This is a genomic window from Dactylosporangium vinaceum, from assembly GCF_019904175.1.
Lineage (GTDB): Bacteria > Actinomycetota > Actinomycetes > Mycobacteriales > Micromonosporaceae > Dactylosporangium > Dactylosporangium vinaceum.
Map to the genome: position 1 here is coordinate 438,104 of NZ_CP061913.1, position 17,729 is coordinate 455,832.

The 17,729-nt window shown below is 70.8% G+C and carries 17 protein-coding genes; 10 read left to right on the top strand and 7 right to left on the bottom strand.

Features of this window, described 5'->3' with window-relative positions; genetic code table 11:
* Positions 1 to 108: 108 nt before the first annotated feature.
* Positions 109 to 771 (bottom strand): helix-turn-helix domain-containing protein, encoded by a 663-nt coding sequence (locus Dvina_RS02060; RefSeq protein WP_223100674.1) that lies wholly within the window; start codon positions 769 to 771, stop codon positions 109 to 111.
* A gap of 194 nt (positions 772 to 965) precedes the next feature.
* On the opposite strand from Dvina_RS02060, the gene Dvina_RS02065 reads away from it, so the two are divergent.
* A complete protein-coding gene (locus Dvina_RS02065; RefSeq protein ID WP_223100675.1) occupies positions 966 to 1,202 on the top strand; it encodes a hypothetical protein in 237 nt (78 codons plus the stop codon).
* 127 nt (positions 1,203 to 1,329) lie between these two features.
* Here Dvina_RS02065 and Dvina_RS02070 read toward each other — a convergent pair whose 3' ends face one another.
* The 4 genes from Dvina_RS02070 to Dvina_RS02085 are packed head-to-tail and all read right to left on the bottom strand — an operon-like array spanning position 1,330 to position 6,011.
* Positions 1,330 to 2,613, bottom strand: coding sequence for an AAA family ATPase (locus Dvina_RS02070; protein ID WP_223100676.1), 1,284 nt, complete (start codon positions 2,611 to 2,613; stop codon positions 1,330 to 1,332).
* On the bottom strand, positions 2,610 to 4,070 hold the full coding sequence (locus Dvina_RS02075) for a hypothetical protein (protein ID WP_223100677.1): 1,461 nt from the start codon (positions 4,068 to 4,070) through the stop codon (positions 2,610 to 2,612). The genes Dvina_RS02070 and Dvina_RS02075 overlap by 4 nt, the downstream gene beginning before the upstream one ends.
* Positions 4,067 to 5,194: a hypothetical protein gene (locus Dvina_RS02080; protein WP_223100678.1), complete on the bottom strand. Its 1,128-nt coding sequence runs from the start codon at positions 5,192 to 5,194 to the stop codon at positions 4,067 to 4,069. Before Dvina_RS02080 ends, Dvina_RS02075 begins: the two co-directional genes overlap by 4 nt.
* A 19-nt stretch (positions 5,195 to 5,213) precedes the next feature.
* The gene (locus Dvina_RS02085) at positions 5,214 to 6,011 is read right to left on the bottom strand and encodes a hypothetical protein (protein WP_223100679.1); all 798 of its coding nucleotides are present in this window, start codon (positions 6,009 to 6,011) and stop codon (positions 5,214 to 5,216) included.
* A gap of 197 nt (positions 6,012 to 6,208) precedes the next feature.
* On the opposite strand from Dvina_RS02085, the gene Dvina_RS02090 reads away from it, so the two are divergent.
* The 8 genes from Dvina_RS02090 (at position 6,209) to Dvina_RS02125 (ending at position 13,312) form a co-directional block, all read left to right on the top strand.
* A complete protein-coding gene (locus tag Dvina_RS02090) occupies positions 6,209 to 6,598 on the top strand; it encodes a helix-turn-helix transcriptional regulator (protein WP_246655969.1) in 390 nt (129 codons plus the stop codon).
* 29 nt (positions 6,599 to 6,627) lie between these two features.
* On the top strand, positions 6,628 to 7,371 hold the full coding sequence (locus Dvina_RS02095) for an NAD-dependent epimerase/dehydratase family protein (RefSeq protein WP_223100681.1): 744 nt from the start codon (positions 6,628 to 6,630) through the stop codon (positions 7,369 to 7,371).
* A gap of 68 nt (positions 7,372 to 7,439) precedes the next feature.
* The gene (locus Dvina_RS02100; protein WP_223100682.1) at positions 7,440 to 8,210 is read left to right on the top strand and encodes an ABC transporter ATP-binding protein; all 771 of its coding nucleotides are present in this window, start codon (positions 7,440 to 7,442) and stop codon (positions 8,208 to 8,210) included.
* Between the two features lie 11 nt (positions 8,211 to 8,221).
* Positions 8,222 to 9,931 (top strand): hypothetical protein, encoded by a 1,710-nt coding sequence (locus Dvina_RS02105; RefSeq protein WP_223100683.1) that lies wholly within the window; start codon positions 8,222 to 8,224, stop codon positions 9,929 to 9,931.
* A 46-nt stretch (positions 9,932 to 9,977) separates the two neighbouring features.
* Positions 9,978 to 10,493 carry a DinB family protein gene (locus Dvina_RS02110; RefSeq protein ID WP_246655970.1) on the top strand — a complete coding sequence of 172 codons (516 nt, stop codon included), beginning with the start codon at positions 9,978 to 9,980 and terminating at the stop codon, positions 10,491 to 10,493.
* A 216-nt stretch (positions 10,494 to 10,709) separates the two neighbouring features.
* On the top strand, positions 10,710 to 10,865 hold the full coding sequence (locus Dvina_RS02115) for a hypothetical protein (protein ID WP_223100685.1): 156 nt from the start codon (positions 10,710 to 10,712) through the stop codon (positions 10,863 to 10,865).
* 127 nt (positions 10,866 to 10,992) lie between these two features.
* Positions 10,993 to 12,600 (top strand): restriction endonuclease, encoded by a 1,608-nt coding sequence (locus tag Dvina_RS02120; RefSeq protein WP_246655971.1) that lies wholly within the window; start codon positions 10,993 to 10,995, stop codon positions 12,598 to 12,600.
* Positions 12,601 to 12,649: 49 nt separating this feature from the next.
* Positions 12,650 to 13,312 (top strand): MOSC domain-containing protein, encoded by a 663-nt coding sequence (locus Dvina_RS02125; RefSeq protein WP_223100686.1) that lies wholly within the window; start codon positions 12,650 to 12,652, stop codon positions 13,310 to 13,312.
* Between the two features lie 5 nt (positions 13,313 to 13,317).
* Here the strand turns inward: Dvina_RS02125 and Dvina_RS02130 are convergent, their stop codons facing one another.
* Positions 13,318 to 14,820, bottom strand: a complete 1,503-nt coding sequence (locus Dvina_RS02130) for an RNA polymerase sigma factor (protein WP_223100687.1) — start codon at positions 14,818 to 14,820, stop codon at positions 13,318 to 13,320.
* A 309-nt stretch (positions 14,821 to 15,129) separates the two neighbouring features.
* On the opposite strand from Dvina_RS02130, the gene Dvina_RS02135 reads away from it, so the two are divergent.
* Positions 15,130 to 17,370 carry a S8 family peptidase gene (locus Dvina_RS02135; RefSeq protein ID WP_223100688.1) on the top strand — a complete coding sequence of 747 codons (2,241 nt, stop codon included), beginning with the start codon at positions 15,130 to 15,132 and terminating at the stop codon, positions 17,368 to 17,370.
* 74 nt (positions 17,371 to 17,444) lie between these two features.
* Here Dvina_RS02135 and Dvina_RS02140 read toward each other — a convergent pair whose 3' ends face one another.
* On the bottom strand, positions 17,445 to 17,702 hold the full coding sequence (locus Dvina_RS02140; protein WP_223100689.1) for a PspC domain-containing protein: 258 nt from the start codon (positions 17,700 to 17,702) through the stop codon (positions 17,445 to 17,447).
* Positions 17,703 to 17,729: the final 27 nt, after the last annotated feature.

Here is a 17,729-nt window from a genome sequence, read left to right on the forward strand (position 1 = left end):
CCGTGCTCGACATGAGATCGATGGTGGCGTCGCCGCGGCGGAAACGGTGGGCAATCGCGGTTGGGCAGCCAGCCACCTGGCGGTGACAGGACCTCTATCGTGGGCCGCTCAGTCACGGAACCGCTCCAGCGCCGCAGTCAGCGCCTGCCGGCCGGCCCGGCGCTCGCGAGTGTCCGGCGACTCGGCCAGATCCAGTGCTGCGAGCACCGGCCCGGCCTCGGCGAGTTCGGCCACGATCTCGATCGGCATGCCGGTGGCGCGGATGGTGAAGCGTCCGTTGTCGTCGAGTACCAGCCCGTGTCGAGCGATCAACTGATCAAGGGCATTGGCGGAGACGTACCCGTCCACGGCGGCAGTGTCGGCGAGCCCGAGGACCGCGGCCCCGGCTGCGGTGTCGACGATCTCGTTGCGCAGACGTGGCCCGGTGCTGGGATGACCGGCGTACCGAGATGCCGTCGCGCGGGCCCTGGCCCGGACAACGAGCTCGGGAGAGTCCAGCCGGCGCAGCCGTCCTCGCAGACGCGAGCGCTGGCTGTCGCCCACCCACGGGGCGTTCCGGTCCGAGAGCAGTGCTACAGCGGCCCAAGCCGTCGCTTCCGACCAAGGCCGCGTTCGCGATCCGCCGCGGGCCGCCAGCAGCCGGTCGACGGAGGCGTCGTCGACGACTCCGCGGGCGAGGGCCCGCAGCTCTCCGCGCGCGATGAGGTACTGCACCCGTCGTGCACTCACCCCGAGCCGCTGCGCAACCTCGGTGACGGTGAGCAAGGCCATAACAGATAGGTTCGTAAAGGCGAACCTATCTGTCAAGTCGGACCCGCTCGGTGTCGTCTTGATCGCTGTGCGTCGAGAGTGTGACCCGGCGCCGGTCGCGGTGTGGTGAGAGGCGGCGTAAGCAGGCCGTTTGTCGCGATCAATCCACCTTTTCGTCGATATTTGTCCGGCGGGAGTTCTGTCACGTTGACGTGATGGACCATTCAACTCATGTCACGTTGGGGGGATTCCTGCTCGGTGGGCTCGTGGGGTTCGGGTTCGGCTTCCTCTACGCCATGGCGCGCCGGGCCTGGGCCAGTCACGCGTCGGCGCGGGAACTGGCCAGCGGGGCCGGCAAGTCGGCCTGGGCGCGGACCGGCGAGCTGATCGTGCTCGGCTTCTTCCTCGCCGTGTTCGCGGCACTCGTGCTCGGCGGCCTCGCCGATCGGTGACGGACAGCTTCGTGGCGGCGAAGCTGTCCTTCGTGCGCCGCCCGCTGCTGGAAGGGCCAGGTCCGGTGCCGCAGTGCCAGATGTTGAGAGTGCCGTCGGCGGTGTCCCGGCCGCCGGCGTCCAGTGTCTAGGCGGGGACGCGGTGCTGGTCGAGGTGGGTCATGACTGCCTCGTTGGCTTCCCAGCCGTCGGGGAACTTCACGATCTCGTTCAGGTAGACGCGGCCGGTTGACGGGTGGGCGTTCAGGAGTTCGGTGATGCCGGCTCGGGCTACCGCTATGCAGGCGTGCCGGTGGCGGGAGGTCAGGACGCAGAGGCGGCCGGCTTCCAGGTGGAACGCCGTGGCGTCCCTGCGGCCGGACAGTGGATGCCAGATGACCGTGACGTCGTACTCGCGGCCCTGGAGGCGGTTGGCTGTGTCGACGGTGATGCCCGAGTCGGCGGGTAGGTGCTGGCGCACGGCGGCGGCCTGGTCTCGGTGGGCTGTGCCTATGGCGATTCGGTCCGGCGTCACCGGGACCGGCTCCGGGGAGCGCTCTGAGATCGCTGTTGCGCCGCGCTCCACCAAGCGCTGGGCAACCGCTGCGCACGCCCTCGCTACCTCGGCGTCGGTTCGCATGCTGTGCCGGGCCGGGAGCTCGTGCAGGGCCCAGCCGGTCTCGGCGGCCAGTTCGAGCGTCTTGTCCACCGGTGACGATCCGAAGGCGTGGGTGGTGAAGGTCAGGCTGCGGTCGGATCGGGTGGTGCCCGCGGTGAAGCCGGTGAAGGGGTAGAAGGCGTCGGATACGACAGGGGCGGCTGTGGCCGGCAGGCGCCAGGAGACCGGCAGGCGGTGCTGGGGGATGTTCGGGTTGTGGCGCAGGAGCACTGCCACGGCGCTGAGTTGCGGGTCCCAGGACAGGCCGGCCCAGCGCTCGGTGTCCACTGTGGAGAACGGGTCCAGCTGGCCGGGGTCGCCGACGAAGAGGGTGCGGCTGAAGCGGCCGGCTATCTGCAGGAGGGCGTCCGAGCGCATCTGGTACGCCTCGTCGACGATGGCGCACGGCCACTCGCCCGACGTCACCGTTGACCACTTCGCGGCGGTGCCGATGACGATCGCGGAGCCGGCCAGGCCCGCCACCGCGCTGTCGACAGTGACGTTGCCGTGTCGGGCGATCCTCGGGGCCGCGGCATACCCTTGCGCTGACAGCCGGCCTATGGGCGACCGAGGGACAGCGCGAGCCAGGTTGACGATCAGGTCGTCCACCTGCTCGTTCGTCTGGGCGACGATTGCCAGGGGCTCGCCGTGTGCAGCGATGTGCTCCGCGGCTCGGACTACAAGCGTGGACTTCCCGGCTCCCGGCGGGGAGTCGACCACCACACCCGAGGACCGGGCCAGGTCCGACATGACGGCGGGGAGAATGTCGGTCATGACCAGGTCTCCACTGCGTCCTCTTCCGTCGGTTCCGGGGGCGGGGGCGGCCCGCCGTGGGTCCACGGGGTTTCGTCAACCGGCGGGAAGTTGCCGCCGGGCTGGTAGGCGGTCGAGACGGTGCTGTACGTGACCCGCTCGCCCAGCTCCGGGACGCTGCCCGGGGCCGGGGTCAGCGCCCGGCCCATGCCGCCGGTCAGCTCCAGGGTGATGTCGGTGCCGTCGATCGAGACGATGCGAGCGGTCTGCGCGCGGCGAGACGGGGACTGGAGGTCGGCGCCCACCGAGAGCTTGAGCGGGTCCGTCGTGCGGACTGTCACGTGTGGACGAAGCTTGCGGCGGGGGCCGGATGCGTCAAGGCGGGTCGGGTCGGCGGCTACCACGTCGCCGGCGAAGGCCTCGCCGGCCAGGCGGAACTCGGCCATGACGAGCGGGTCGTCGAGCGCGCGCTGGGCGTCGTACTGGGACTGGGCCCGTTCCAGGCGGTTCAGGCGCTTCGCGGCGGCTACCGCGCTGTCGCGGCGGGGCTGGGGTAGCGCACTGCCGGCCTGGAGGTACTCGATGTAGTTGGTGTACGTGTCGCGGTCGTCGGACCAGCGTTCCAGGACGGTGGCGCCGGGCGGCAGCGCGCGCAGCAGGCCGATGCCGCGCCACATCAGGGTCCAGGTCGGGTCGAGCTGGCTGCGCAGCGCCGCGGTCAGGTGCTCCAGCGCCTTCTCGCGGGCGAAGGAGTCGGCGTCGGTCTTGTCGTAGCGCTTCATGGCCGGGGCCAGCGTGGCGGCGTCGAACGTCGGGTCCGTGGTGGGGCCGACCGGGGGCCAGCGCTCCGCGTCCTCGGCCTCGCGGGCGGCGTCGAACGGGTCGGGTCCGAACCAGGCCATGAGCGCGGCCAGGTTGGCGTCCTCCATGGCGCTCTGACCGGTGGCCCAGTGGGCGGTGAGCACGGAGGTCATGGCCAGCGCCAGGGAGGAGCCCGGATACTCGGCCTGCTCGGCGAAGAAGGTGAGCCACTTGCCCAGCGTGGGGACCACGGGCTTGACGGCGTACTCGCCCCAGGTCCGGCGGAGCCTGGTCGAGCGGCCGAACAGGCGCAGGAAGCCTACGCCGCCCTCGTTGGGGACCAGGAGCTGCGGGGCGTCGGCGTACCGGCGCCGGCCGCGGGCCTCCTCCTGGTAACGCTTGAAGCTGTCCACATAGGACACGAGAATGTGGCCCAGCGCGGCGGCGAACTGGAAGCGTTGGTCGCGGTTTCTCGGCTGCGGGACGATGAGGAGGTGCGGCTCGTCCGGGTTGTCGCCAAGCATTGCGGCCAGGGGAGCGTTGGCCTCGCCGGCCAGGGTCAGAGGGATGAAGACCAGCGGGCGGTCGGCTATGTGGACGTGGCGGACAGTGGTGATGGGCTGGGCGGCCTCCGATCGGACGGCCAGGGCGCGGGCCAGGGCGGTGAGCGTGGTCATCGGGCCGGGCCCAGGGACTCTTCGCGGAGGCGTAGGGCGGCCTGCAGTACCGACGAAGCCTCGGTCTGTTCTATCGAAGGCAGGAGCTTGCCCTCGGCCAGCTGCAGCGCAGTCTCGACCCACTCGATGCTGCCCAGCTCCTCGGCCACCGACTTGCCCAGGGCGTGGGTGGTGCCGCGGGCCTCGTGGCGGCAGAAGTACGACATCTCGCACGTGGAGAGGCACTCCGGGGAGTAGCGCGCCGGGATGTCCTCCAGCGCGGCGCAGAGCTCGCCCTTCGGACGGGTGGGGTGGCCGTCGCGGTTGGGGGCCAGGTCGAAGGTGATGTCGGTCGAGACGTTGGCCAGCACCTCGTCGATCCGGGTCATGTTGCGGAGTTGGCGTTTGAGGACGGTGAGCTGGCGGCGTACGTCCAGCTTGGTGGCGACCGCCTGATTGGAGAAGTCTTTCGGGCAGACGAGGATCACCCGGTCGGAGACGGTGGCCGGGTCGTGGTCCAGCTCGTGCAGCAGCTGGCGAAGGGCCAGCACGTATACGCCGGACTGGACGGCGGCCGCGGCCACCTTCCCGCCGTCGGCCTGGCCGTCGATGACCGCGAAGCTCTTGATCTCGATGATGTGGAACGTGCCCCGGTACTGGAAGGCGATCAGGTCCGGCTCCAGGAACACCTGGCGGCCGCCCACCGGGAGGCGCAGGAGCGGGTGGTCGAACAGCGTTCCGGCGTCGTCGGAGAACGCCGCGGCGGCGCCCAGGATCTGGCGGGCCCGCTGGTGGCGGACCTCCTGGCTCTCGTTGCCGCCGACGTCCTCCAGGTCGTTGTAGGCGACCTCGGGAATTGACAGGTCGAGGACCTCGCGCAGCATCCGGAGCAGCTCCGCGCAGCCGTTGGCCTTGACCTGGTTCACGAAGGCGCGGGTGCGGGTGATGGCGAATGGCGACTGGCCGTACGGCGGGGGGAAGTCGATGCGGGCGGCGACGGCGCGCTTGTCGACCCCGGCGGCGTCCATGATCGCGCGGCGTCGGCAGCCTGGGTTGGTGGTCAGGGCGGCGATGGTGCGGGCGTTGTGGGGAAGCGGCGGGGTCGGGCCGCGCAGCTCGGCTAGCCGGTCTTCTGTGCTGTCCACGATGGTTGGGCACCTCTTCTTAGGTACCGGTGTGCGGCACCGCTTTCAGGTTGACGCCGAACAGCTGGCCGGCGTCGTCCAGTTGGGCCCGAGCCCGGGCGGCGGCCGCTTCGCGGTGCGACCGGTCGATCGGCTCGTGCGTCTCCAGCTCCGCGTTGGCGGCGCGGATGACGGCATGCGGCTTGGCCTGGCCGATCCCGTCCGCGGCGCCGGGGATGTTTTCCGCGAACAGCCACAGTAGGCGCGCGGTCGCCCGGTCGGTATCGGGAAGGCGGTGGACGTGTTCCGCGATGCTGACCGCGGCCCGCAGGAAGTCCACCCGTGGGCTCAGGGCCCCGACGATGCGCTGTTCGAGGGGCCAGGTCGAGATGGCGAGCAGGCCGCGCACCGGGGCGAAACGGTCGGCGGTGAGGGCGGCGCACAGGTAGTACGGGCGCGAGAACGGCGCCGTGCGGAACGATCGCTCCTCGTCGCGGCGCAGGCTGGTGAGCTTCGCGCTGTTGATGTCGCCGCCGAAGCAGGCGTTGTAGACCTGGGCGATCAACTTGGGTGCGGCCGCCACGTTGAGGAGCGTCAGGGCGCCGTGGACCTGTTCGCGCAGCGGCAGCAGCGAACCGCTCTCCCTGGGTGCGTCGGCTTCGCTGCGTGCGTCGGACGGGCCCAGATCGGTGAGCGCCGACTCCCACTCGTCGTGGAGAGCCTGGTGCTGGGCGCGCAGCATGCGCTCACGCGGCCGGTCCCCGGCCGCCCGGGCCTGCCGGATTTCCGCGAGCAGGGCTGTGAGCTGCTGCTCCAGCTCCTCGGCGGCGTCGGGCATGGTTCGACGGTACGCCTCCCAGTAATTTCCAGCAATCCCCACTTCTCTCCAGAGCGACGAGTTGCTAGCCTCCAGTATATTCCCGTAAGTTCCAGTAACTGCTCGGTGTCCGGTTCTAGGGAGTCGAGGGGGACCCCATGTCAGAGCCCGATGGTGCAGAGCCCCGGTCCGTCAGCATTTCTGGCGAATATCCCCTGGTGGCGAGCGAGTCGCGCCGCCGCGATGACGAGGTGAGCCAGATGGTCGCAATGTCTGATGAGCGCCGCATGACCGGCGGCGCCGCCCTGGAAGCCATCTTGGAAGGGCTGCGCTCGTCGGGATTGAACCCGGTCGTCGTGGCCGACTTTCCGGGTGACGGGGAGATCGTGGTCGTGGCGGTGACGCTGGGGCAGAGGCGGGGGTGGGCACTGCTGAGCGAGCGTGAGCGGGCCGTGGCCGAGCTGGCTCGCAAGGGCCTGATCAACCGCCAGATCGCGACGCGCCTCGGCATCACCACGCACACGGTGAACTACCACCTGCGGCGGATCTACCAGAAGCTCGGCATCGGCTCGCGCGTCGAGCTGGCCGCCTTCACCGGGCCGGAGTGAACGGCCGGGCGGTGGGCAACACGCAAGGCATGGCGGTTGTACTGCTGACCGGGGCTTCCGGTTCGATCGGGCACATGCTGCGCCACCGGCTGCGGCATCACGAGCTGCGGCTCACCGACGTCGAGGCCGGTGACGGGGTCGAGGCGCTCGATGTCACCGATGGTGCAGCGGTTGCGCGGATGTGCAGGGGTGTGGACGCGATCGTGCATCTCGGTGGCATTGCCAGCGAGGGGCCGTTCGAGGATGTGCTCGCCGTGAACGTGCGCGGGACCGAGCGGGTGTTGCAGGCCGCGCACGAGACGGACGTTCGCCGGGTAGTGCTCGCGTCGAGCAATCATGCGGTCGGGCTGTACGAACGCGGGGACGGCAGGCTCGCCGATGATGTGCCCGCGCGGCCCGACTCGTACTACGGGTGGAGCAAGGCGGCGATGGAGGCGCTCGGGCGGCTCTACCACGACCGGTACGGGCTGCACGTCGTCTGCCTGCGCATCGGGACCTGCAACGAGCGGCCCGAGCACGCGCGGGACCTGGCCACCTGGCTCTCGCCCGACGACGCCGGGCGGCTGGTCGGGGCGGCGCTGGGCGCGGACGGGTTCCGGATCGTCTGGGGCGTGTCCGCGAACACCCGGCGCTGGTGGTCGGACGAGGGCGGCCGCGCGATCGGGTACGAGCCGCGGGACGACGCCGAGCGCTTCAAGGACGAGGTCGACGGGCCGAAGGACGAGGACCGGCTGGTCGGCGGGGACATGGTGAGCCGGCCGCTCGGGGTGTAGAAAACTGCACCCCGAGGTGGGAATCCACCCTCAATCCGCCGGGGCATGAAGATCTTTAGATTTATCGCATGCCACACGACACGGAGCCGGCGCTCGCGATTGCCGGGTTGACCAAGCGGTTCGGGGACAAGGTCGCCGTCGATGCGATCGATCTGGAGGTGCCGCGGGGCTCGTTCTACGGGCTCGTGGGGCAGAACGGGGCCGGCAAGACCACCACGCTCTCGATGGCGGTCGGGTTGCTGCGGCCCGACGGTGGCGCCGCGCGGATCTTCGGCGCCGATGTGTGGTCCGAACCTGACAAAGCAAAAGCCTTGGTGGGTGTACTGCCAGACGGCCTCGCCATGCCCGAGCGGCTCACGGGGCGCGAGGTCCTGACGTACCTGGGGCTGCTGCGCGGGATGGCGAAAGAGGTCGTGGCGCAGCGGGCCGACGAGCTGCTGGCCGTGCTGGAGCTGGACGGCGCCGAGCGGACGCTCGTCATCGAGTACTCCACCGGCATGCGCAAGAAGATCGGGCTCGCCACCGCGCTGCTGCACGCGCCGCGGCTGCTGGTGCTCGACGAGCCGTTCGAGGCGGTCGACCCCGTGTCGGCGGCGACGATCAAGACGATCCTGCGCGGGTTCGTCGACGGCGGTGGGTCGATCGTGCTGTCCAGTCACGTCATGGCGCTCGTCGAGCAGCTGTGCGACCACGTCGGCGTGGTCGACCAGGGCCGGGTGAAGGCCGCGGGGCCGCTGGACGCGGTGCGGGGCGCGCGGTCGCTGGAAGAGACGTTCGTCGAGCTGGTCGGCGGGGACCGGAACACCGCGAAGGGGGAGCTGTCGTGGCTGTCGCGTTGACAATGGCGCAGATGAAGCTCGCGGTGATGCGCCACGCCTACCGCGGGCAGCGGGCCCAGACCGCCGGCACCGGCGCCGCCATCGGGGTGGTGCTGGCGGCCGGGACCGCGTACCTCGGGTACCTGAACCCCGACTGGCTGGCCGCCGGGCTCGCCGTGTGGATGCTCGGCTGGATGCTCGGCCCGGTGTTCATGGGCGGTGGCGATGAGACGCTGCGGCCGGAGTACTTCGCGCTGCTCGGACTCTCGCCCCGCAAGCTCGCGACCGGGCTGCTGGCCGCCTCGTTCGTGGGTGTCGCCCCGCTCGTCAGCCTCGGGGCGCTGGCCGGGCTCCTGGTGGCCGGGGTCCGGCTCGGCGTGGTCAATGCGCTTGTGGCAGTACCGGCGATGGCTCTGCAGCTTGGTGTTTTCGTGCTGCTGTCGAAGATCGCCGTTGCGGTCGTCGGGGTCGCGCTGCGGTCGCGGGCCGGGGCCGTCGCGGCGGGGGTCGTCAACGGCGTGATCCTGTCGTCGCTCGGCCAGATCTGGGTCTTCATGGTCGCGTTCGGCGTGACCGGGACGCCGGCCGCCGTGTGGTGGGCGCCGTCGGCCTGGGGCCTGCGCGCGGTGCGCGGTGAGTGGACGTTTCTGCTTGCTCTGGCGGCTCTGGTACTCGTCCTGCTCGCACTGTGGGCCCTGCTGCTCGGTCGCCGGGCCGGGCGGCCGCGGGTCTCCGGACGCGGACGGCGCCCGATCACCGCCGGCACCGCCGCCGGCGCGGTCGTCGCCAAGGAGCTGCGCACCTGGTCGCGGGACCTGGTGCGCAATCACCAGCTGGCGTTCGCGCTCGCCTACGGCGTGTGGTTCGCGGCCAGCCCGCTCATCCTCGGCTGGAACGGGATGCTGCCCTACGCCGGGCCGATCTTCATCGTCATGGCCGCCGGCATGGCATCGAACCTGTACGGGACCGACGGCACAGCGCTGTGGCTCACCGTGATGACGCCGGGCGCGACGGACGTGCGCGGCCGCCAGCTGGCCTGGGTCACCACGCAGGGCGCCATCGCGATCGTCATCACCGTGGTCTGCACCTCGATCACCGGTGGCCCGTGGCCGCTGGTCCTGGCCCTGCTCGCCGCGCTGCTCGGCGGGGCGGCCGGCCTGGTGCCGCTCGTCTCCGTGTACGCCCTCGTCCCCGGCACCGACCCCCACCGCCGCTCCGGCAACCCGCTGCGCACCAGCGAGGACGAGGGTGGGCTCACCGGCCTGGCGTACCTGATGCTGGCGCTGGTCCTGGTCACCGGCGCTCCGGCGGGTATCGTCGCGTACTGGCTCGGCTGGCCCGGTGTCGTCGTCGGCCTGGCCACCGGCGCGCTGTGCTACTGGTACTTCGGCCGGCTCGCGGCGCGCCGTCTCACCTCGCACGGCGACGAACTGCTCGACACCATGCGGACCGGGCGCAAGACGGGTAGGAAGGTCGAGTTCGCTCACCTGTCGAAGGCGCGCAAGAACGTCGCCGGCCTCGGGTTCGGCCTCGGCGCCATCCCGCTCTTCCCGCAGGGTGTCGTCGCGCTGCTCTTCCTGGCCGACGGGAAGGCTGACGCGTCGTGGTTCCTGGCCACGTATCTGCCCGCGCCGTGGAACTATGCGGTGGCGATCGGCTTCGTCCTGCTCGGCCTGACCATGTACGGATCGGCCCTGTGGGCGGTACGCAAGCGGCCAGAAGCTGACCGCATTACGGCCTAACGTTCTTCCTGTCAGCACCGCCTGCTTCTTGATTGGAATGATCACGATGACCGCTCAGACCCTCACCGGCGAGCGCGCCGACCTGCTCGAGACGCTCGGCACGGCCCGCCACTTCCTCCGGCACACCGTGCAGGGCCTCACCGACGAGCAGGCCCGGCTGCGGTCGACGGCGAGCGAGCTGACCCTCGGCGGCCTGATCAAGCACGTCGGCGAGATCGAGCTGGGCTGGGCCCGCTTCGTGACCGAGGGCCCGGCCGCCGTGGCGCCCCCGACCGAGCAGGCCGGCTGGGAGAAGTGGACGAACGACTTCAAGATGCTGCCGGGCGAGACGCTCGAGGCAATCCTGCAGCGGTACTCCGAGATCGCCGCCGCCACCGACGAGCTGGTCCGCACCGTCGACCTCGACGACTCCCAGGAGCTCCCCCCGGCCCCCTGGTTCCAGCCCGGCGCCCGCCGCTCGGCCCGCCGCGTCTTCATGCACATCGCCGCGGAGACCGCCCAGCACGCCGGCCACGCCGACATCATCCGCGAGTCGATCGACGGCCAGAAGACCATGGGCTGACGCTCGCCGGCTCTGCTCAGGGCACCCACACGACGGTGTGGGTGCCCTTCGCTGTCGGCCACTGCCCGCCGGCGTGCGGGTGCCCCGACTGCTTGCCGTTGCGCAAAGCTGTGTTGCCGCGATAGCACAACGTGCGAAACGAGTGCTGGCGTTCGCAATTGCAGACTGCAATGATGGGATTACACAATGGCACCGGGCTCCGTTGAGGAGGGCGTCATGGATCGCGACGTGACGCGGCACGACGAGATCAATCCCCAGTTCGCCCGGGACAGCGTCGTCCCGAAGCGAGACCCGAACCGCCTCGAGCGAGCGGCCGAGCTCCCCATCCGCCGCCACCGCCGCCGCGAGTACCCCCAGCCGGACGAGGCCTGAGCGACAGGCGTTCGCGGTGGCTGCCGCGGACGCCGTCGCATCCCGGAATGCGTCAGCAGTTCGGCCGGTGATGAGATCGGCCGCGCTCCGATAGCGTGTTGCCGCTTCACCAGGTCTGGGAGGGCGAGTGGCGCGTCGGCGGGGCATCATTGCGCAGATTCAGCGGGCGAACGCGCAGCAGGTTCGGGCGCACCAGCGCGCACAACTGGCCCATGTCAAGCAGCAGCAGGCCATGCACCGGGCGGCCGAGCAGGCGATGAAGGCGGCCGAGCGGGCCGCGGTAGCCGACGAGCGGGAACGCAAACGCCTCTACCTCGAAGCCCGGGCGGCCGAGGTCGCCGCCGACAACGCCGACCTGCAGGCGCAGATTGCGGAGCTCGACGGCGTTCTGCAGGCGACACTGGCCGTGGATGACCACGTGGATCTCGTCCGGCTCAAGCAGCCGTTCCGGTTTCCGCCGTTCGACCCGGGGCCGCTCGGAGTGCCGCTGCCGCCGCCGGACTGGTCGCGGTTCGAGCCGCCGGCCCCAGCCGGGCTCAGCAAGATGTTCGGCCGGGCGAAGCACGACCAGCAGCTGGCGGCGGCCCGGTCCCAGTTCCAGCTCGCACAGGCGCAGCACGCCGCCGCGGAGGCCGATCGGCAGCGTCGGTTGGCCGCCGCCCACGGGGCGTACCAGCAGCAGCGGCAGCAGCGAGAGGTGGAGGTCGCGGCCCAGAACGCGGAGATCGACCGGTTCGCGGCGGCATTCAAGGCCGGTGAGCCGGAAGCGGTAGTCGACTACTTCGGCATGGTGCTGGCGAACTCGGTCTACCCGGACGACTTCCCGCAGAACTACCGGCTGGCCTACGTGCCGGAGTCCTGCCAGCTCGTGGTCGAGTACGAGCTGCCACCGCTGGAGGTCATCCCGGCCGTTCGGGAGTACCGGTACGTCAAGACCCGCGACGAGGTGACGTCGTCCGCCCGCCCGGCGAAGGAGATCAAGGAGCGGTACACTTCAGTGGTCACCCAGGTGACGCTGCGGACCCTTCACGAGCTGTTCGAGGCCGACCGCGCCGGCCTCGTCGAGACGATCGCGTTCAACGGCGTCGTCGACACCACCGATCCCCGCACCGGCCAGAGCATCCTGCCCTGCCTGATCACCGTACGCACGACCGGCGAGCAGTTCCGCGTCCTCAACCTGGCCAAGGTCGACCCCGCCGCCTGCCTGCAGCACCTGAGCGCCGCCGTGTCGAAGCGGCCCGAGGCACTCGCGCCGGTGCGGCCGGTCCTCGAGTTCGACATGGTCGACAAGCGCTTCGTCGACGAGGTCGACGTGCTGGCCGATCTGGACGAGCGCCCGAACCTGCTGAAGCTCACCCCCACCGAGTTCGAGTCGCTGATCCAGAACCTGTTCACCCGGATGGGCCTGGACACCAAGCAGACCCGCCCGTCCCGTGACGGCGGCGTCGACTGCGTGGCGTTCGACCACCGCCCGATCTTCGGCGGCAAGGTCGTCATTCAGGCGAAGAGGTACCGCCACACCGTCGACGTCTCCGCGGTGCGGGACCTGTTCGGCACGCTGCAGAACGAGGGCGCATCAAAAGGCATCCTGGTCACCACGAGCGGCTACGGGCCGGCGTCCTACGAGTTCGCCTCGGGCAAGCCGATCGAGCTCATCGACGGCTCCAACCTGCTGTACCTGCTGGCCGAACACGCCGACCTCCGGGCCCGCATCGACCCGGCCGAGCTCGACTGACAGCCGAAATTGGGCGGCGGCTTCCGGCCCGGGCGGCTAGGTTGCCGGGGTGGGCAGAGTCATTTCCATCAATCTGGCCGTCCCGGAGCCGAACCCGGCCAAGGACGTCGGCACCACCGGCATCAACAAGCAGCCGGTCGACCGGCTGGTCGAGGTGCGCGCCCCCGGCCCGAAGACAGTCGGGCTGCAAAGCGGACTCATCGGCGACCAGATCTTCGACACCGTGAACCACGGCGGTGACGACCAGGCCGTGTACGCGTACGCCCGCGAGGACTACGACTGGTGGCAGGCCCGCCTGAGCCGCCGCCTCGCCAACGGGCTCTTCGGCGAGAACCTGACCACCGAGGACGTGGACGTCAACGGTGCGGTCATCGGTGAGCGCTGGCGGGTTGGGCCGAAGCTGGTGCTGCAGCCGACGTTCGGGCGGATTCCGTGTGCGACGTTCCAGTACAAGATGGGCGAGCCGCGCTGGCTGAAGACCTTCACCCGGGCCAACCGCACCGGCGCCTACCTGCGCGTCCTGGAGCCGGGCGCGATCTGGTCCGGCGACCCGATCACGGTGGAGGACCGCCCGGCGCACGGGGTGACCATCGCGCGGGCGTTCGCGGCGTACATGACCGCCACCGACCGGATACCGGAGCTGCTCGCCATCGACGGCCTGCCCGACAGCCTGCGCAAGGTCCTCGAGGAGCGCCTGCCCAAGCGGCGGTAGCGGATTCAGCAGGGGCGGGTGGCGGTGTTGGTCGGGGTGGCGGCCGTGCGACCGTCGGCTGCGGTGGCGCGGATCTGCCACATGGCCTGGGAGATCTGCAGGCCGCGGACCTCGGCGGCGGCCAGGGAGCCGCTGACCACCAGGGGCTGGCTGTGGCTCGAGCCGGCGGGGTCGGTCCAGGTGACGGTGGCCGAGGAGAGCTCGGTGTCGGCGGTGGCGCTGACCAGCAGGGTCCAGGCGGCGCCGTCGCAGCGGGTGGTGGCGAAGGGGGCCAGGGTGAACGGCTCCGCCAGGACGGCGGCGCCCGGCGGTGGGGCTTGTGACGTCGCCGGTGCCGCGGGGCCGGGAGTTGCCGGCGGCGCCGCCGGAGGTGCTGCGGATGGCGGTGGGCTCGGGCGGGTGGCGGGGGTGGAGGCCGGCGGCTGCGTGGGTGATGGCGGCGCGGCGGATGTGGGGGTTGTTGCGGCGGTCGGCGGCGTGGCGAGCGCTGTGTCAAGGGGGACGGCCGGGGGGTGGGGCGCGGAGTCGGCGGTGTCGTGGGATCGGGGGCCGGCCGGTGTGAGGGCCCAGATCGCGACCCCGACCATGAGCAGGAGCGCCAGGGCGGCGGCGGACAGGGCGAGGGCTTTGCGCCTTCGTCGCCCGGCGGTCTCCGCGGCCGAGGGTCCGAAGTCGCCGGCTCTGTAGACAGTTCCCGAGGCGGTCGGAGAGTCGTCGTCCCCGGTGTCGGTGGTTGCGTGCGAGACGAATGTCGGCGGCGGGGTCTCGTCGACGGGGAGGAAGACGGGGGCGTAGCCGGCCAGGAGGGCGGCCGGGTTGCAGTGCTCCCGGCGTTGCTCGGTGCACTTCGCGCAGGTGTCGACGTGCCTGGCTACCCGCTTGCGCATGGTGGGGGTCAGGCGGCCCTCCCAGCCCTCGATCAGGGTGGCCAGCTCGGGGCAGCCGGTCGAGCCGCCCCGGGCCACCAGCAGCGCGCCCAGGGCCCGTTCCAACTGGCTGCGGGCCCGGGACAGGCGGGCGTGGGCGTTCTTGGGGTTCAGGCCCAGCACCTCGCCGACCATCGGGGCCGAGAGGTCGTGCTGGATCGCCAGGTAGACGACCTCGCGGTCGCCGGGGCTCAGGGTGTCCGCCGCTGCGTGGACAAGCGCGCGGATCTGCGCGGCGTTCACCGGAGTGGCCGGGTCGTCGTCGGCCGCGGCCGGCTCCTCGATGGACTCCAGCGGAACGTCGCGGGTGCGCAGCTTGGACTGGCGGCGGCATTCGTTGCGCACTATCGCATACAGCCAGGGGCGTAGCTGGTCGGGCGCGCGCAGCTGGGCGATGTGTTCGGCGGCGGCCAGGAAAGCGTCGTGCAGCACGTCCGCGGCCGTCTGGTCGTCACGAAGCAGGGTGCGGGCGTACGTGAGCAGGCGGGCGGCGTAGCGACGGTACACGGCGGCCCAGGCCTCGGGGCGGCCGTCGCGCATGGCGGCTACCAGCGTTGCGTCATCGGCGTCCTCGTCAAGCAACGAAAAATCCCCCACCGAAAACTGTTGGCTCTGCCGGGCGGCCGCACTCCTACGGATGTCGCACACCACAGCAACCCGACGACAACCGAAGGAGACGTCATGAGGATTGCGAATTCCGTCCGCCGGGCGATCGCGTCCACCCTCGCGAGTGCACTGTTCGCGGGGCTCAGCTGCGCGATCGGGGTGCCGGCGGGAGCGGCCGATCCGCCTTCGGCGCAGCTTTCGTTCGAAGTGGACACGGGACTGCGCCCGGATGTGCGGGCGGTCGAACCGGTCGGGCGCTCTGGCAGTACCCGTGAAATCGGGGTTGTGCAGAGTCTTGACTCGGGGCCGGCCGAGCTCGTGCTCGACGAGGTGATGGTGCACACCGCCGATCAGGCCGGGCTCGACGCGTTCGTGTCGCGGTGGGGCGGGGAGGTGCTCGATTCGTACGCAGACGGACAGGACCACCTCGTGCGGGTGAACGTGGCCGCGGCGGACCCGGCCGCGCTGCCCGCCGACCTGCTCGCGGCCGAGCCGCGGCAGCGAGGGGTCTACCGGGCGAGCGACGAGCGGGTGTTGCGGCTGCTCGCGCTGGCGGCGAAGGAGTGGAAGGCCGGGAACGAGGTGGTGGTCAACTGGCTCGTCGAGCCGACCTCCATCGCGCAGGGCAAGGCGTTCGAGGCGCCGGACATCGCGGCGAACGTGTTCGACTGGGCGTACCTGCGGGCGGGCGGTGACCTGGACACCGGCGTGGCGCCCGCGTGGCAGCTGCTGCAGAGCAAGGGCAAGCTGCAACCCACGCTCAAGTACATGGTCGTCGACGGCGGTTTCCAGCCGAACAACGACTTCCCGGACGAGTACTCGATTCACAAGGGCGCCTGGGGTGACAGCAATCCCAAGGACTGCACCAATGGCGCCAGCTGCCCGTGGCACGGCACCGAGGTGTCGATGACCGGGGTGGGGCGGGTCGACAACGGGTACGGCGTCGCCGGAACGGGCGGGCCGGTCGTCAAGAAGCTCGTCGCGGTCGGCAACGGGCTCGACTACTGGAGCGTCATGCGCCGCACCGAGAAGGCGGCCGAGGACGAGCACCCGGACGTGGTGAACATGAGCTTCACCCGCGATGTGCACATCGGCGCCGGATACGCGCGCACGTGGACGGACCGGCGCATGCAGCACGTCGCCGCCACCGGCGCGTTCATCGTCGCCGCGGCCGGCAACAACGGGACGAGCGTCGACACGGACACGCTGTGGGTGCCGTGCGAAAGCAAGCACGTGATGTGCGTCGGTGGCATGAACAACAACGCCACCCGCGCCGCCGGCTCCAATTTCGGACAGGTCGACAACCAGACGTCGGTGGAGATCTACGGGCCGATGTGCGTGCGGGCGCTCGCCGACGCGGGGCACCCGCTGGCGACGGCGACCACCAACCGGTGCGGCACCAGCCTGGCGTCACCGTTCGTCGGCGGCGTGGCCGCGCTCGTCAAGGCCGCGAACCCGGCCCTGAGCGCGCCCGAGATCCGGCAGATCCTCAACGACACCGCACACGTCGGCGGGCTCGGCGCGGACGTCACCGGCAGCCAGCGGCGGGTCGATGCCCTCGCCGCGGTGGGCAAGGCGCTCAACGTGCCGATCGCCGCGCCGAAGGTGGTCATCGAGAAGCCCGCGCCGAACTCGAAGGCCAGCAACGGGGCGACAGTCGACCTGTGGGGCACCGCCATCGACTTCAAGGGCGCCTCCGTGCCGATCACTTGGACAAGCGACAAAGCCGGTCTCCTGGGTACCGCATCCAAAATGGTCGCAGGGCCGCTCGCGACCGGCACGCACGTCATCATCGCGAGCGCGACGGACAGCACCGGTCGCACGGGCACGGCCAAGGTGACTGTCACCGTCACCGACGCTCCGCCCACGGTGAAGATCTCGTCGCCGCCGGCCGGCATCGAGGTCGTCGAGGGCGAGGCGGTGAACCTGGCCGGCGTCACGTTCGACCCGGACACGTTCCAGCCGGTGCCCGACAGTCAGGCCAAGTGGGAGGTGCGGCGCAACAACGTGCTCGTCTTCACCGCGGCCGGGCACAAAGCGACACTGCCCGCGAACAAGGTGCAGCCCGGCGCGTACAGCGTGAAGTTCACCGCCGGACCGACAGCGGCAACCCGTACGTTCACCGTCGTCGCCCTGCCGCCCGGCGCGGGCAAGCCGACCGCGACGATCACGACCCCGGACAAGGACCTGTGGGTGCAGTCCCTCGGTGGCGCGCCGTTGGCGTTCGACCTGGCCGGAAAGGGCACCGACCCCCAGGACGGCGCGCTGGCGGGGGAGCGGTTCCGGTGGACCGCCTACTCGCCGGGCGGCGTCAAGAAGGTGCTCTGCGAGGGCAGCGCGATGCCGTCGCAGCACGGCGGCATCGTGCAGCCGCACAACTGCGCCACGACCACCGCGGAGCTGGGCGTCCTCTTCGACGAGGGGCTCGACGTGACGGCGTGGACAGTCCGGCTCGAGGTGTTCGACAAGGGCGGACTCGTCGGGACGGACACGGTGACCATCTCGGTGGCGTTCGCGGTGCTCTGAACCACGGCAACGCCCCGGACATCACGTGATGTCCGGGGCGTTCGCGCCTGTCGACCGGTCGGTCCCTGCCCGGGTCAGACGGCGGGGGCCTCGGGCATGATCGGGGCGATCGGGGCCGGGGTGGGCTCGGCCGGCATGAGGATCCACAGGATCGGGTAGATCAGGATCTGGGTGCCGGGGATGGCCAGCAGGATCAGGACGAACAGCAGCCGGGCCGGCCACGGGTCGATGCCGAACCGCTTCCCGAGTCCGGCGACGACACCGCCCAACAGCCGGCCGTGCGTCGGACGAACCAGACCGTGCTGACGCATCGTGCCGTAGACGGTTTCCATGTCGCGCTCCCTTTCGAGGTGCCTCAT